14 protein-coding genes are annotated in these 13,662 nt (G+C 70.5%); 5 read left to right on the forward strand and 9 right to left on the reverse strand.

Annotated features, from left to right (window positions below):
- Positions 1-32: 32 nt before the first annotated feature.
- The 4 genes from QNO12_RS11400 to QNO12_RS11415 form a co-directional block, all read right to left on the reverse strand.
- Positions 33-1,589: a DNA polymerase Y family protein gene (locus QNO12_RS11400; RefSeq protein WP_257503350.1), complete on the reverse strand. Its 1,557-nt coding sequence runs from the start codon at positions 1,587-1,589 to the stop codon at positions 33-35.
- A gap of 1 nt (position 1,590) precedes the next feature.
- On the reverse strand, positions 1,591-2,286 hold the full coding sequence (gene imuA' / locus QNO12_RS11405) for a DnaE2-dependent mutagenesis accessory factor ImuA' (protein ID WP_257503351.1): 696 nt from the start codon (positions 2,284-2,286) through the stop codon (positions 1,591-1,593).
- Positions 2,287-2,376: 90 nt separating this feature from the next.
- Entirely contained in the window at positions 2,377-2,949 is a 573-nt protein-coding gene (locus tag QNO12_RS11410) for a cysteine hydrolase family protein (RefSeq protein ID WP_257503352.1), read from the reverse strand.
- Between the two features lie 190 nt (positions 2,950-3,139).
- Complete coding sequence (locus tag QNO12_RS11415; RefSeq protein WP_257503353.1) at positions 3,140-4,075, reverse strand: EamA family transporter; 936 nt, start codon at positions 4,073-4,075, stop codon at positions 3,140-3,142.
- A gap of 39 nt (positions 4,076-4,114) precedes the next feature.
- On the opposite strand from QNO12_RS11415, the gene QNO12_RS11420 reads away from it, so the two are divergent.
- Positions 4,115-4,615, forward strand: coding sequence for a MarR family winged helix-turn-helix transcriptional regulator (locus tag QNO12_RS11420; RefSeq protein ID WP_257503354.1), 501 nt, complete (start codon positions 4,115-4,117; stop codon positions 4,613-4,615).
- 6 nt (positions 4,616-4,621) lie between these two features.
- On the opposite strand, the gene QNO12_RS11425 is transcribed toward QNO12_RS11420, so the two are convergent.
- The 3 genes from QNO12_RS11425 to QNO12_RS11435 all read right to left on the reverse strand — a co-directional run bounded on the left by QNO12_RS11425 (position 4,622) and on the right by QNO12_RS11435 (position 7,308).
- A complete protein-coding gene (locus QNO12_RS11425; RefSeq protein ID WP_257503355.1) occupies positions 4,622-5,119 on the reverse strand; it encodes an HNH endonuclease in 498 nt (165 codons plus the stop codon).
- Positions 5,120-5,450: 331 nt separating this feature from the next.
- Positions 5,451-6,350 (reverse strand): M23 family metallopeptidase, encoded by a 900-nt coding sequence (locus QNO12_RS11430; protein ID WP_257503356.1) that lies wholly within the window; start codon positions 6,348-6,350, stop codon positions 5,451-5,453.
- Positions 6,351-6,606: 256 nt separating this feature from the next.
- Positions 6,607-7,308 (reverse strand): iron-dependent transcriptional repressor DtxR, encoded by a 702-nt coding sequence (locus QNO12_RS11435; RefSeq protein WP_257503357.1) that lies wholly within the window; start codon positions 7,306-7,308, stop codon positions 6,607-6,609.
- A 211-nt stretch (positions 7,309-7,519) separates the two neighbouring features.
- Here QNO12_RS11435 and serC point away from each other — a divergent pair, with 211 nt between their 5' ends.
- Positions 7,520-8,635: a phosphoserine transaminase gene (gene serC / locus QNO12_RS11440; protein WP_257503358.1), complete on the forward strand. Its 1,116-nt coding sequence runs from the start codon at positions 7,520-7,522 to the stop codon at positions 8,633-8,635.
- 166 nt (positions 8,636-8,801) lie between these two features.
- On the opposite strand, the gene QNO12_RS11445 is transcribed toward serC, so the two are convergent.
- Together QNO12_RS11445 and QNO12_RS11450 are read right to left on the reverse strand one after the other, a co-directional pair.
- Complete coding sequence (locus QNO12_RS11445) at positions 8,802-9,479, reverse strand: DUF3027 domain-containing protein (protein WP_257503359.1); 678 nt, start codon at positions 9,477-9,479, stop codon at positions 8,802-8,804.
- Positions 9,463-9,846 carry a cold-shock protein gene (locus QNO12_RS11450; protein ID WP_257503360.1) on the reverse strand — a complete coding sequence of 128 codons (384 nt, stop codon included), beginning with the start codon at positions 9,844-9,846 and terminating at the stop codon, positions 9,463-9,465. The genes QNO12_RS11445 and QNO12_RS11450 overlap by 17 nt, the downstream gene beginning before the upstream one ends.
- A 109-nt stretch (positions 9,847-9,955) precedes the next feature.
- Between QNO12_RS11450 and QNO12_RS11455 the strand changes: the two genes are divergently transcribed.
- The 3 genes from QNO12_RS11455 (at position 9,956) to QNO12_RS11465 (ending at position 13,661) form a co-directional block, all read left to right on the forward strand.
- Entirely contained in the window at positions 9,956-10,225 is a 270-nt protein-coding gene (locus tag QNO12_RS11455) for a multidrug ABC transporter ATPase (RefSeq protein ID WP_257503361.1), read from the forward strand.
- Positions 10,226-11,959 carry a helicase-associated domain-containing protein gene (locus QNO12_RS11460; protein ID WP_257503362.1) on the forward strand — a complete coding sequence of 578 codons (1,734 nt, stop codon included), beginning with the start codon at positions 10,226-10,228 and terminating at the stop codon, positions 11,957-11,959.
- A 61-nt stretch (positions 11,960-12,020) separates the two neighbouring features.
- The gene (locus QNO12_RS11465; RefSeq protein WP_257503363.1) at positions 12,021-13,661 is read left to right on the forward strand and encodes a DNA repair helicase XPB; all 1,641 of its coding nucleotides are present in this window, start codon (positions 12,021-12,023) and stop codon (positions 13,659-13,661) included.
- Position 13,662: the final 1 nt, after the last annotated feature.

Genomic DNA, 13,662 nt, shown 5'->3' on the forward strand with positions numbered 1-13,662 from the left:
AGCGGGGCCCTGTCATCGCGCGCCTACGGGTCTCAGTCATAGCGGGCCTCGGCGGTCCAGCGGTCGTTCTCGCAGACCAGCAGCCACGCGGTCTGGTCGGCGTCCACGACCTGGAACCGATGCGCGCGGCGGGAGCGCGCGGCATCCCAGCTCCGCTCGATGACCGGCCACGGCCCCGCCCACGCTTCGATCCCCCGCCGTCGCCCGCTCTCCACCAGCATCGCCGGCGCATCGGTGACGCGCCCGCGCTCGTCGACGCCGACCGTCGCTCCGGTCTCGGCGGACACCTCCACGGGCAGGGGCGTGGCGAACACCGTTCCCGGCAGCGGATCGGGCAGGCTCCCCGGCCAGGGTCGTGCGCGCTCCTTGGCCAGCACGACCCGGTCTCCCCAGGGAACGAGCACCTGACGCTCGGCGAGCCACCGTCCGCCGCCGATCGCCGGGGTCAGCACTCCGCGATGCCCCAGCATCGCCTGCACGCGCGAGAGCGCGTGGTGCACCCGTTCGTCGGTGCCCGCTCCGAAGATGGCGGGGGCGTGGTGGGATACGGCATCCACCGCCGCCGGCTCGATCCGCACGCGGGCGACTCCGCTGCCGATCTCGCCGGCCGCCTCCCCCAGCTGCCACCGCACCCGGTCGACGACGGATGCCGCGTCGAAGGATCCGGGATGCAGCCAGACCCGCTCGCTGCGCTCACCCCGATCCCCGGCCAGCTCGACCCGCAGCTCGGTGCACACCAGATCGAGGGCGCCCAGACCCGCGATGAACGCATCGGCGGCCATCCGCATACCGAACGCGACCTGCTCGGCGATCTCCAGCGGCGGTTCGAACACCACCTCGCGGTGCAGCTCGGGGGGTGGGACCCGCGGCTCGACGGCGCGCGAGTCGCGCCCTGCCGCCAGCTCGTGCAGGCGGATGCCGCGTTCCCCGAACCTTTCGCGAACCCGGTCGGCCTCCATCGCGGCGAAATCCCCGAGCGTCCGCACACCCAGTCGGGCCAGAAGCCCGGCCATCTCCGGATCCTCCAGAGACGCGATCGGCAGCGGCGCGAGGAAGCCCGCCGCCCCGCCGGAGGGCACCAAGAACACCGGGTCCGCGGCGGTCGCGCCGATTCGCGCCGCCTGCTCCGCCGTGAACGGCCCGTCCGCGATGCCCGCCCGGGTGCCTTCCAGTCCGAGGTCCCGCAGAGCGCTCAGCAGCACGCGCGCGGCCTCCGACTCCCCGCCGTAGTAGCGGGCAGGTCCGCGGGCGCGCAGGGCGCACAGCCCCGGGCGCACGATCTGCACGCCGGGTGCACGCTCTTCGATTCCGGCGACGATCGGCGCGAAGACACGATGATCGCGCACCGGGTCGGCGGTGACCACCGTCAGCCGCGGACACCGGGCCTGGGCATCGCGCCGACGCTGTCCGCGCCGCACGCCCTCCGCGCGCGCCGAAGCCGAGCACGCCACGACGGCGTTGTGCTCCATCACCGCGATCGGCAGCGCGGCGTCCAGGGGTTCGGGCAGGGAGCCGTCCCGGGTCAGTGCCGTAACCGGCCAGTCCGGGAACCACAGCACGAGGCTGCGGACCGGAGCATCGGCGCGCATGTCAGCCCACCGCCTCGAGGGGCACGTAGGACACCGACGGTGGCCGCGTCGGGACGAGCGCGCCGTCGACGTTCGGCAGCAGCATCCGCCCGCGCCGGGGAACGGGCGTGCGCCTGCTCGTCACCGTCACCGTCAGCTCGCGTCCGGCCAGATAGCCGTGCCCCCGCCCCAGACCGGTCCAGCCGGGGTCGGCGACACCGATGGATGCTTCGGCCTGCGCCCACGGGCCCTGCACGAGAAGAACCGCACCGCGGTCGCGCAACCGGGCGGCAAGACGGGCGATGTCACCGTCGGAGGCTCGTCCGGACGGACGCACGGCCACGACCGGAAGGACCTCCGCGATGGTGGCGGTCACGGCCAGCCAGCGGGATCCGGGATCGGGGATGAGCACAAGGCGCGTCAGGTCCACTCCCAGTCGCTCCGCCGCCTCGGTGCCCAGCTGCGGCATGCCGACCACACCGCACCACGACCCGGTCTGAGACGGCTGCGCGAGCAGGGCGAACAGGAGCGATGAGGACGGCGCGATCGAGTACGCGGATCCCGGCCGGAGGCCGCCTCCGGGCAGGAGGGTGGCGAGGGCGGGGTGCACCGGCAGCACCGGGGCATCCAGCCGCCGCCCCTGCACCCGCTCGAGCTGGGCGCGCAGACGGACCACATCGCCCTCGGGATGCACCTCGCTCCGCACAGCTGCCCTCACTCCCACAGGCTAGAACAGATGTTCTAGTGGGTCAATGTCGTGAGGAACGCTACCGCCGCCTTCCGACATCGAAAGCGGGCGAACCGTGCATTATGTTCGATTATCGCCGATCAGCTCGGCGGTGGTCGCGATCTTCGCGAACCCGCCCGCCTGCAGGTCCAGCGCGGTGGTGGCCATGAGCTCGGCAGCCGTCCGGGTCACGACGCCCAGGCCAGCGACATCCGCTCGCAGGTCGAACGTCCGGGTGGCATCCACCACCACGGTCACGTCGTAGCCGAGGTTGCCGGCCATGCGCGCGGTCGTCTCCACACACATGTTGGTCTGGATGCCGCAGATCACCAGCTCGCGGATCGCCTGTGCGCCCAGCCACGCCTGCAGGTCGGGTTCGCCGTAGAACGCCGAGTTGACGCTCTTGGCCACCGACAGCGCCGGCTCGACCCGCGCCACCGGGTCGACCAGGGCGTTGCCGGGGCTGTCCGGATGCAGCGGCGAGAGCGGCGAGGTCGAATCGTGGCGCACCACCACGATCGGATCCCCCGCGCCCGTCCACGCGTCGATCAGTGCGGCGACGTTGGCCTCGCAGTCCGGGTTGGTCGTGGCGCCCCAGAAGTCCAGGTCGTCGAAGGCGCGTTGCATGTCGATCACGAGAAGAGCCCGGGTCATGACACCCATCCCATCACGCCCCGCCCCGCCCCGCGAGCGTCGCAGCTCCCGCTCCGCCGCCCACCGATCCGCGCGGCATCCCCTTACCCCCGCTCACCTGTCACGACACGCCGACACGCCCCGCACTTCGCGACAGGCGAGCGGAGGGAGCAAAGGCAGCTACCGGCGAGAGCCAAGGCAGCGAGCGCGGCTACCGGCGAGGAGTCGCGAGCGCGATGGGCGCCGTCGCGAGCGACTGGGCGACCAGCGGCGCAGGCCGGATACGCCGGCGAACGGGCGGCAACGAGCCGAGCACGATGCCGCCGAGCACGAGTACGAGGCCGACGCCCTGGGCGAGGCCGAAGACTTCGCCGGCCAGCGCCACGCCGAGTACGACTCCGGTGACCGGGTTCAGCAGTCCCACCACGCCGACCACGCCGGCCGGCAGACGGCGCAGTCCGGTGAACCAGGCGACGTAGGCCACGGCCGTGGCGATCACCGCAAGGTACGCGAAACCCGCCGCGGACGAGAGGGTCAGCGTGGGCGGGGGGCCCTCGAAGGCGATGGCGAACGGGATGAGCAGCGCGGAGCCGCCCACCAACTGCCAGGACGCCATCGTCACGGCGGGAACCGCTGAGCCCCAGCGCGCGGTGAGGATGTAGCCGAAGGAGGATGCGAGCATCGCACCGAGCGACGCGGCCACACCCCACGGGTCAACCGGACCCCCGCCCAGCCCGAGCATGACGGCCACTCCGGCCAGCCCCACCGCGGCGCCGATCAGCGCGATCAGCCGGGGACGCTGGCGCAGCATCGCCCAGGCCAGCAGCGTCATCACGACCGCGGATATCGACATCAGCGTCGCGGCCAGGCTGGACGGCAGTCGCTGACCGGCGATGTAGATCAGCACGAAGAAGCCGCCCATGTTCAACGCGCCCAGGATCATCGACCGCCACCACCACGCCCCGGTGGGCAGGCGGCGCGCGATCAGCAGCAGGATGAGCCCGGCCGGAAGCGCGCGCAGCAGTCCGCCCCACAGCGGCGACTCGGGCGGCAGCAGCTGGCGGGTCACCACGTAGCTGCTCCCCCAGGCGATCGGCGCGAACGCCGTCACCAGCATCCAGCCGATCCGCGCGAATTTATTTTCCACGGAAGAGAGTTTATCTTACTGGCAAGATATCCTTCCCCTATGGATGCCGCCCCCGACCGCGTCGCACGAATCCAGGCCGAGTGGCGGCGGGAACGCCCCGACCTCGATCCGTCCCCGCAGGGCGTGATCGGGCGCCTGCACCGGCTCGCCCGCATCCTCACCGACGAACTGGCGGCGGTGTACTCCCGCTACGGCCTGACCGAGGCGGACTTCGACGTGCTGGCGGCGCTCCGCCGCTCGGGCACTCCCTATGCGCGCCGTGCCGGAGACCTGGCCGATCACACCATGATCACCAGCGGCGGTCTGACCAAGCGGGTGGACCGGCTGGTGGAGCGCGGCCTCGTGGAGCGCCGGGCCGGATCCGTCGACGCACGGCAGCGCATCATCGCCCTGACCCCCGACGGGGTCGAGGCGATCGACGCCGCGTTCACCGCCCACATGGCCAACGAGCACCGCCTGCTCGACGGGATCGGCCACGCAGACGCGGCCCGGCTCGAACGGCTGCTGGAGCGCTGGCTGCGGGTGCTCGGTGACGACTGAGCGGCCTCAGGCGGCCAGGGCGAGGTAGGGCTCCCAGCACGGATCCGTACGATCCGTGCCGCGCACCGTCCACTGCACTCCGCGCGGCGGTCGCGGGGTGATCAGCAGGTCCCACCGCATCTCCTGCGGCGTGCGATCGCCCTTGAGGTTGTTGCAACGCAGGCAACAGGCCACGAGGTTCTCCCACGAGTCGGCACCGCCCCGGGATCTCGGCAGGATGTGGTCGATGGTGGATGCCGCTTTGCCGCAGTATCCGCAGCGGTGCGCGTCTCGGCGCAACACTCCCCGTCTGGTGACCGGGACGTGCCCGCCACCGGGTACCCGCACGTAGCGGGTGAGCAGGATCACTGCGGGGCGGTCGTAGCGGCCCCGCGCACCCCAGACGGGATCACCGTCGACATGCTCGACGACCACGGCTTTCTCGTTCATCACGAGCACGAGCGCCCGTTTGAACGACACGACGGCGAGCGGTTCGTAGCCCGCGTTGAGCACCAGAGTGCGCATTCCTCATCCTCTCGAACGGCCGGGACGGCTTCCCGGTGATTCGACTTACGGAGACGTTTCGAGGTGCGCAGGGGCATGAAAAAAGACGCTGTCTACAGACAGCGCCTCGGCGCCACGGCAGAGCCGCGGCAGTGAATCGTGCAATGCCGAAGGACATGGCGTCCAATCGCATCCATGGTTCGGATGCGTGGTGTGCGGTCCATCGGCGCCCTCCGCTTCTTTCAGCGTCGGGTTTCAGGCTAACGCACGCCCAACGCGGCGGGGTCGCAGGAGCGGATGAACGCGTCGGGGCGTGTCGGGGAACGCGGGGCTCGGCGCGGGCCGAGCGGGCTCAGCCGGCGTTGGCCTGAAGCCACGCCCACGGGTCGACGACGCCGCCGTTGATGTGCACCTCGAAGTGGAGGTGGTTGGCGGTGGAGCTGCCCGTGCTGCCGACCAGGCCGATGATCTGACCGGCCTGGACGTACTGTCCCGCCGATACCTGACGGCTGCCGTAGGTCATGTGGCCGTACAGCGTGTTGACCGACTGTCCGCCGATGACGTGATCGATCGTGACGGCGACACCGTAGCCGCCATAGCTCTCCTGCGAGACGCTGACCACGCCTGCGGCGGCGGCGTAGATGGGCGTGCCGCCCGCTGCGAGCAGGTCGACTCCCTGGTGATAGCCGGAATCCCACAGTCCACGACCGAGGGTGAAGTTCAGGAGGGGCCAGCGCACTTCGCCGCTACCGGGCGAGACGAGGGCGATGTTGACCGGGAGTCCGGCCGACACGGTCGAGGTCAGACGCGCGCGGGCCGCGGCGGCCGCAGCGGCGGCCTCTTCGGCCTTGCGCTGATCGATCTCCTCCTGCGTCGTCGCCGAATAGCTCTCGCGGGCGAGCGCTGCTCCGGTGGAGTCCGAGGCGACCAGCAGAGACTGGGCGTCGTCGGCGGCGACCTGCTGCAGGGTGACCGCCTCGGCCTCGGGGCGCCAGGAGCCGTAGGCGGGGAGGGCAACGGTGGCGATCAGCCCGCCGACCATGCTGAGGATCACCAGACTGCGCAGGGGTCCGGCCTTCTTGCCGGAGGCGCGACCCGCAGGTGCCGTTCGAGCGGCTCGCTGCTTCTTCGGGCGGCGGGCCGCCGCTGTCTTGGTTCCCGGCAGTGCGCCGGTTCGTCCGCGGTCGCGTCGCGTGAGACTGGTCTCTGCGCGCTGGGGGTCGCTCGCGGGCGAGTGTATTTCTTCAGCCAATAGTTCCTCCGGCGCCTCCGCACCATAAAGGCACTGGCTCGTCAGCATTCGATGTCGGGGCACGATGCGGGTGAGACCACGCGGACGACGAGCCGGGGAGGCAATCCGTGTGGCGTCCGACGGCGGGCTTCTCGCCTGTGGACTCCCCCACGCTACCTGAAGGTAACGAATATGTCACGCTGCGGAACTGGCAAGGTTCTGGGCGTGTGCAACCGCTCCCAAAGCCCTCATCCGGCCGGCGGAACGGCCACCGACCTCAGCGGGGGTCGTCGACGAGGAAGATGTGCGAGGCGACCTCGACGGGCAGTTCCAGACCTTCGTCGCTGCCGTCCATCTGCACCAGCACGTACCCCTCGCTGTACCGGTAGTCGCCGGTCGCACCGGGAAGGACGCCGGCCGCCTTCAGCTGCTGGAGCAGTTCGGGGTCGACCTGCACCGGCTCGGCCAGGCGGCGGACGGTGCCGGTGATCGGTCCGCCCTCGGCATTGAGCCGCCGCACCAGACCGATGACACCCTGCTCGAAGGTCTTGGCCGGCACATCGCCGAGCTGGTCCAGGCCTGGGATCGGGTTGCCGTAGGGAGATTCGGTGGGGTGGCCGAGCAGCTCGACCAGGCGACGCTCGACCTGCTCGCTCATGACGTGCTCCCAGCGACAGGCCTCTTCGTGCACGTAGGCCCAGTCCAGTCCGATCACATCCGACAGGAGCCGCTCGGCGAGGCGGTGCTTGCGCATGACGTCCACGGCCTTCTGCCGTCCGCTGTCGGTCAGCTCGAGTGTGCGGTCCTCGGAGACGACGACCAGCCCGTCGCGCTCCATACGCCCCACGGTCTGCGACACGGTGGGACCCGAGTGACCGAGTCGCTCGGAGATGCGCGCACGAAGGGGAACGATGTTCTCCTCCTCGAGCTCGAGGATCGTGCGCAGATACATCTCTGTCGTGTCGATCAGGTCGGTCATCATGCCTCGCAGACGCGGAAATAGGGCAAGACCAGCCTATCCAGTCCTGCGCAGGTCACGGCCGACGGCGGCGCGGCCGCGCGGAGCGTCCGTCGGCTCCTCGCGGTCGGAGCCCGGAGTCGGGCCGTGATCGCAACCGGGACAGGGCCTCACACGTCCCGGAACGACACGGCGACAAAGGCGGCGGTGCTCTCGACCATAGAATCGGAGGATGCCCCACCTCGTGATTCCGAGCGATCTGCTGCCCGCCGACGGACGATTCGGCTGCGGCCCTTCCAAGGTGCGCGGTGCGCAGCTGGAGGGCCTGCTCACCCGCGGGGCGGCCCTGCTGGGGACCTCGCACCGTCAGGCGCCGGTGAAGAACCTGGTCGGCGCCGTCCGTTCGCACCTCGCGGATCTGTTCCGCGTGCCGGAGGGCTACGAGGTCATCGCCGGCAACGGCGGTTCGACAGCGTTCTGGGATGCCGCGGCCTTCGGCCTGATCGAGCGCCGCAGCCAGAACCTGGTGTTCGGCGAATTCGGCGGCAAGTTCGCCGCCGCCGCGAAGGCTCCGTGGCTGGAGGCGCCGGATGTCCGCACCGTGCCGGCCGGCACCCGCTCTACAGCCGAGCCGGTAAGCGGCATCGATGTGTACGCGTGGCCGCACAATGAGACCTCGACCGGCGTCGCCGCGCCCATCGCGCGGGTCGCCGGCGACGAGGGCGCGCTGACGGTCATCGACGCCACGAGCGCCGCGGGCGGCATCGACTTCGCGGCCGGCGAGGCGGATGTCTACTACTTCGCCCCGCAGAAGAACCTCGGCTCCGACGGCGGCCTCTGGTTCGCGGTCGTCTCCCCCGCCGCGATCGAGCGGATCGAGCGGATCGCGGCATCCGGCCGGTACATCCCGGAGTTCCTCAGCCTGAAGAACGCGCTGGACAACTCCCGCCTGAACCAGACTCTGAACACGCCGGCGCTGACCACCCTGTTCCTGCTGGACGAGCAGTTGCAGTGGATCCTCGATAACGGCGGGCTCACCTGGGCGGACCAGCGGACCCACGAGTCATCGAAGGCACTGTACGACTGGGCAGAGGCATCTGAGGTGGCGACCCCCTTCGTGGCCGATCCGGCGGATCGCTCGCCGGTGGTCGTCACGATCGACTTCGACGACTCGGTGGATGCCGCAGCCATCGCGGCCACCCTGCGCGCGAACGGCATTGTCGACACCGAGCCCTACCGCAAGCTGGGCCGCAACCAGCTGCGCGTGGCCACGTTCGTCTCGATCGAGCCCGACGATGTCCGGCAGCTGATCCGCTGCATCGACTTCGTGCTTGACGCGGTTCGTTGACGCGGTTCGGGTCAATGCGAAGCGTTGACGCGAACCGGGTCAAGGTCGAGTAGGGCGCACCGCGCCCGTATCGAGACCTCTCCTGACGAGCCGAACCCGTGGTCGCGCAAGGCCCCGGCGGTCGGGCAGGGCGCAACGCGCGCCGTACCCCGAGCCGCCTACCGCCTCACGACCGCGAGCGGTTCAGCTTCGCGAATTCCGCATCCGACTCGTCGTCGTCGTCGTCATCATCCTCGTCCGAGTCGTCCTCGTCCGAGTCGTCCTCGTCATCCGAGTCCTCGTCCTCATCCGAGTCGTCGTCATCCGAGTCGTCCTCGTCATCCGAGTCGTCGTCGTCATCCGAGTCGTCCTCGTCATCGGCGAGTTCGTCGATGTCGACGCCGTCCACGTCCCCAGAATGCAGGATGGGCGAGCCGTCGTTGTCGAAGTCCGACGCATCGAGGTCGTCGACGTCGTCGAGATCGTCTTCGTCATCTTCGTCGGCGACGACGAGGTCGTCCGTGGCCAGGCCCTGGGCGGCCAGCGCAGCCTGCGTCGCCTGGTACTCGGCGAGGCGCTCCGCCCACGGCAGCCAATCCGGTGCGACCAGCGCGCCCTCGCCGGGAGTCAGCTCGACTTCGAGCACCGTCGGTGCGGAGTCCTCGACCTGCGCCAGGCTCACCGTCCAGAACCAGCCCGGGTATCCCTGCATGCGGTTATCGAAGCGCAGCGTGAGGACGCCGTCCTCGTGGACGGTGCTTTGGGCCAGCTCTCCGATGGTCGAGGCGGGCGTGATCTCACGCAGCGCGGCGAGCGCCAGCTCGCGTGCCGTCGTCTCGTCGATCGGCTCAGGCGTCAAGCTCATCGGCGACCTTGCGGAGCACGGCCGCGACCTTCTTCGCGTGGGAGCCGCTGGGGTAGCGACCGCGACGCAGATCGCCGCCGATGCCGTCCAACAGCTTCACGAGATCCTCGACGATGATCGCCATGTCGTCCGCGGGCTTTCGCGCCCGCTTCGCCAGACTCGGCGGGGCCTCCAGGACACGCACGGACAGCGCCTGCAGTCCGCGCTTGCCGTCGGCCACGCCGAACTCCAGCCGGGTGCCCGCTTTCGGTGCCGGTACGCCGGCGGGAAGGGCGGTGGCATGCAGGAAGACGTCCTGGCCATCATCGGACGCGATGAAGCCGAACCCCTTCTCCTCGTCGTAGAACCTGACCTTGCCGGTGGGCATGGAAACCTCGCTGTGTCGTGCGCCCTCGTGCGATGGGCATGGCGGAACCCGAGCCGATCGGCCCTGCCCACAGCCTACGGCACGCCCGACACCCGATAGGCTGACTCCAATGAGTACGAGCACCCCAGGCGGGGACATCCCGATTCGCCGCCTCGACCGCATTCTGGCCTATATGTCGCTGGGTCTGGCGGTCCTGTCGATCGGCTGCTTCTTCGCGGTCATCATCGCGCGACCGGCAGGCGTGACCGACTTCACCGAGGGCGTCTGGCCCGTGGTGGCCCTGCTCCCGCTGATCGCCCTTCCCGTCGCGTTTCTCATGATCGTGGCGCTGCTGATCATGACCTTCGTGCGAAGGGCGCGAGCCAACCGAGGGAACTGAATGGTCTCTGACGAGCGGGCACTCGCCATCCGCCTCGCGTCCACCGACGACGATGCTCTGGCTCGCACGTTCGCCGAGCGCGGTGTGGCACCGGCGGCGTCATGGCACGACTTCTTCGACGCGGCCGCGGGGATGCTGGATTCCACGTCCCTGGAGCGCGCCATCGCCCGGCTCCCCCGCACGGCGCTGGTATCGCTCGCCGAAGCCCTCGAGGGCACACCGGTGGACGCGCACGAGGAGGAGCCGCTGAAGTCCTTGGCCCTCGTCGGCGAGAACGCCGTCCCCTACGGCGCGGTCACCGCGCGGGTGCGGGCGCTGGCAGCGGCGCGTCCTGACGCGTTCGTGGCCGAGCCCGAGCACGACCTTGCCCGTGCCGACCCCGCCGATGCCGCAGCGGCGGCTGAGCGCGCGTTCACAACGGTGGGCATCCTCGCGGACGTCCTGCTCGCGGGACTGCACACGCCGCTGGCTCGCACCGGCACCGGTGCCGTGAGCGCCGTCGATCGCCGGCGGCTGACGGATGCCGGTGTCCTGGGCTCCGCAGAGGACATCGACGACCTGGTCGCCGCCGCCGAGGCGGGCGGCCTGGTGGTGCCGGTCGGCCGCGAGTGGGTCGTCACCGACGCCGGAACCGAGTGGCTCGAGGCGACGACCACTCGCCGCTGGTCGATCGTCGCAGTCGGACTGCGCGAGGCGCTTCCCCCCGGCCTGCGCACCCCGGAGGGCGGGTTCCGACCTCCGGACACGTGGTCGGCCGCCTACCCGCTGCACACCGAGTGGACCGAGCGCGCAGCGCGGCTGCGTCGCATCGCCGAGATGTGGGGTCTGATCACGCCGGCCGGCACCGAGCTGGCATGGACGTCCTCCCTGCGCGCCGGTGCAGACCCCGACACCGAGACGCTCGCTGAGCACCTCCCGGCCGAGATCGACCGGGTCTATCTGCAGGCGGATCTGACCGCGATCGCCCCGGGTCCGCTGGCACCCGCGCTGGACCTGCGCCTGCGCACCATCGCCGTCCGGGAATCCCGCGCCCAGGCATCCACGTACCGGTTCAGCACCGAATCGCTCGGCGCCGGCATGACCGAGGGTGAGACGGCGGAGTCCATCCGCTCCTTCCTGCGCGAGATCTCGCTGACCGGCATCCCACAGCCTCTGGACTACCTCATCGACAGCACGGCTGCGCGGCACGGGCTGATCCGGGTGCGCACCGACGCGGCATCCGGCCGCACCCGCCTGGAAGCCACCGACCCGAGCCTGCGCGACACGATCCTGGTCGACCAGGCGCTGCGGCCACTCGGCTTCGTGCGGGACGGTCACGAGCTCACCTCACGGGCCGCCCGCGACTCGGTGTACTGGTCGCTCGCGGACGCTCGCTATCCGGTGGTCGCCCTGGACGGCGAGGGTGCCCCGGAATCGCTGCATCGCCGCGCGCGCGCCGCGCAGGCGGCGGCACAGGCGGCACCGCGCGACGTGTACGCACGACTGATCGGCGCCCTCCGCGCCGGACACGAGACCGACGCGGACGCCGCGTGGCTGGGCCGCGAACTGGAGCAGGCGGTCCGCCTGAAAACCGCGATCATCGTGGTGGTGCGGATGCCGGACGGCACCGAGCGCTCACTCACGCTCGAGGCCTCCGGGCTGGGCGGCGGCCGCCTGCGCGGTCGCGATCGCGGGGCCGACGTGGAGCGCACCCTTCCGGTCTCGAGCATCGTCAGCGTGCGCCCCGCACCCTGAGCCCCTTTCCCGCACACCACCGCGAGCCGATGGCACCGCTGCCCGGCTAGAATCGATCCTTATGGCTGACGGCCCCCTCATCGTGCAGAGCGACCGCACTGTGCTTCTCGAAGTCGCGCACCCGGACGCGGAATCGGCGCGCCACGAGCTCGCCATCTTCGCGGAGCTCGAGCGCGCGCCCGAGCACATCCACACCTACCGCATCACCAGGCTGGGCCTGTGGAATGCCCGCGCCGCCGGCCATGACGCCGAGGACATGCTGGACACGCTGGAGCGCTGGTCGCGTTTTCCGGTGCCGCCATCGGTGTCCATCGACATCCGCGAGACCGTGGGACGCTACGGGCGTCTGACGATCGAACGCGACGAGGACGGCCGGCTGCTGCTGACCGCGACCGACACGGCGGTCCTGACCGAAGTGTCGCGCAACAAGCGCATTCAGCCCCTGCTGATCGGTCGCCCCTCGCCGGAGTCGTTCGTGATCGACGCCTGGGCGCGCGGGCAGATCAAACAGGAGCTGCTGAAGATCGGCTGGCCGGCCGAGGACCTCGCCGGCTACACGCCCGGCACGCCCCACCCGATCGAGCTCGATGAGAGCGGCTGGTCGCTGCGCCCGTACCAGCGTCAGGCCGTCGACATCTTCACCGAGGGAGGATCCGGCGTCGTCGTGCTCCCCTGCGGTGCCGGCAAGACGCTGGTCGGCGCCGCCGCGATGGCCGACACGAAGACGACGACGCTGATCCTGGTGACCAACACGGTCAGCGCGCGCCAGTGGCGCGACGAGCTGCTCAAGCGCACCTCCCTGACCGCGGAGGAGATCGGCGAGTACTCCGGGCAGATGAAGGAGATCAAGCCGGTCACCATCGCCACGTACCAGATCCTCACCGCCAAGCGGTCCGGGCAGTACGCGCACCTCGCTCTGCTGGACGCGCTGGACTGGGGCCTGATCGTCTACGACGAGGTCCACCTGCTGCCCGCGCCCGTCTTCAAGCTGACCGCCGACCTGCAGGCGCGCCGCCGGCTCGGGCTGACCGCGACACTCGTGCGAGAGGACGGACGCGAGGGCGATGTGTTCAGTCTGATCGGGCCGAAGCGGTTCGATGCCCCATGGAAGGAGATCGAGGCGCAGGGCTTCATCTCCCCCGCCGCGTGCTACGAGGTCCGCGTGGATCTGCCCGCCGTCGACCGCCTCGAGTACGCAGCGGCCGCCGACGACGAGCGCTACCGGCTCGCCGCCACCGCACACGCCAAGATCGGCGTGGTCCGCCAGCTCGTGGAGCGGCACGCCGGAGAGCGGATCCTCGTCATCGGGCAGTATCTGGATCAGATCGACATCCTCGCCGAGGCCCTCGACGCCCCGCAGATCACCGGCGCGACGCCGGTCGACGAGCGGGAGCGGCTCTACGGCGCGTTCCGCGAAGGGGAGATCACGCTGCTGGTGGTCTCGAAGGTCGCCAACTTCTCGATCGACCTGCCTGAAGCATCCGTCGCCATCCAGGTCTCCGGCTCGTTCGGGTCACGCCAAGAGGAGGCGCAGCGGCTCGGACGCCTGCTGCGGCCGAAGGAGTCCGGTCGCACCGCGAGCTTCTACACCCTGATCGCGCGGGACACGGTCGACCAGGACTTCGCGCAGAACCGCCAGCGCTTCCTGGCCGAGCAGGGCTACAGCTACACGATTCTGGACGCGCACGCGATCGCGGCCTGAC

The organism is Microbacterium sp. zg-B185 (assembly GCF_030246885.1).
Classification (GTDB): Bacteria; Actinomycetota; Actinomycetes; order Actinomycetales; family Microbacteriaceae; genus Microbacterium.

Excerpts from the sequence above, each read along its gene's own strand:
- QNO12_RS11400 (WP_257503350.1), bottom strand. The coding sequence starts at position 1,589 with ATGCGCGCCGATGCTCCGGTCCGCAGCCTCGTGCTGTGGTTCCCGGAC.
- QNO12_RS11410 (WP_257503352.1), bottom strand. The coding sequence starts at position 2,949 with ATGACCCGGGCTCTTCTCGTGATCGACATGCAACGCGCCTTCGACGAC.
- QNO12_RS11420 (WP_257503354.1), top strand. The coding sequence starts at position 4,115 with ATGGATGCCGCCCCCGACCGCGTCGCACGAATCCAGGCCGAGTGGCGG.
- QNO12_RS11425 (WP_257503355.1), bottom strand. The coding sequence starts at position 5,119 with ATGCGCACTCTGGTGCTCAACGCGGGCTACGAACCGCTCGCCGTCGTG.
- QNO12_RS11435 (WP_257503357.1), bottom strand. The coding sequence starts at position 7,308 with ATGACCGACCTGATCGACACGACAGAGATGTATCTGCGCACGATCCTC.
- serC (WP_257503358.1), top strand. The coding sequence starts at position 7,520 with ATGCCCCACCTCGTGATTCCGAGCGATCTGCTGCCCGCCGACGGACGA.
- QNO12_RS11445 (WP_257503359.1), bottom strand. The coding sequence starts at position 9,479 with ATGAGCTTGACGCCTGAGCCGATCGACGAGACGACGGCACGCGAGCTG.
- QNO12_RS11450 (WP_257503360.1), bottom strand. The coding sequence starts at position 9,846 with ATGCCCACCGGCAAGGTCAGGTTCTACGACGAGGAGAAGGGGTTCGGC.
- QNO12_RS11455 (WP_257503361.1), top strand. The coding sequence starts at position 9,956 with ATGAGTACGAGCACCCCAGGCGGGGACATCCCGATTCGCCGCCTCGAC.
- QNO12_RS11460 (WP_257503362.1), top strand. The coding sequence starts at position 10,226 with ATGGTCTCTGACGAGCGGGCACTCGCCATCCGCCTCGCGTCCACCGAC.
- QNO12_RS11465 (WP_257503363.1), top strand. The coding sequence starts at position 12,021 with ATGGCTGACGGCCCCCTCATCGTGCAGAGCGACCGCACTGTGCTTCTC.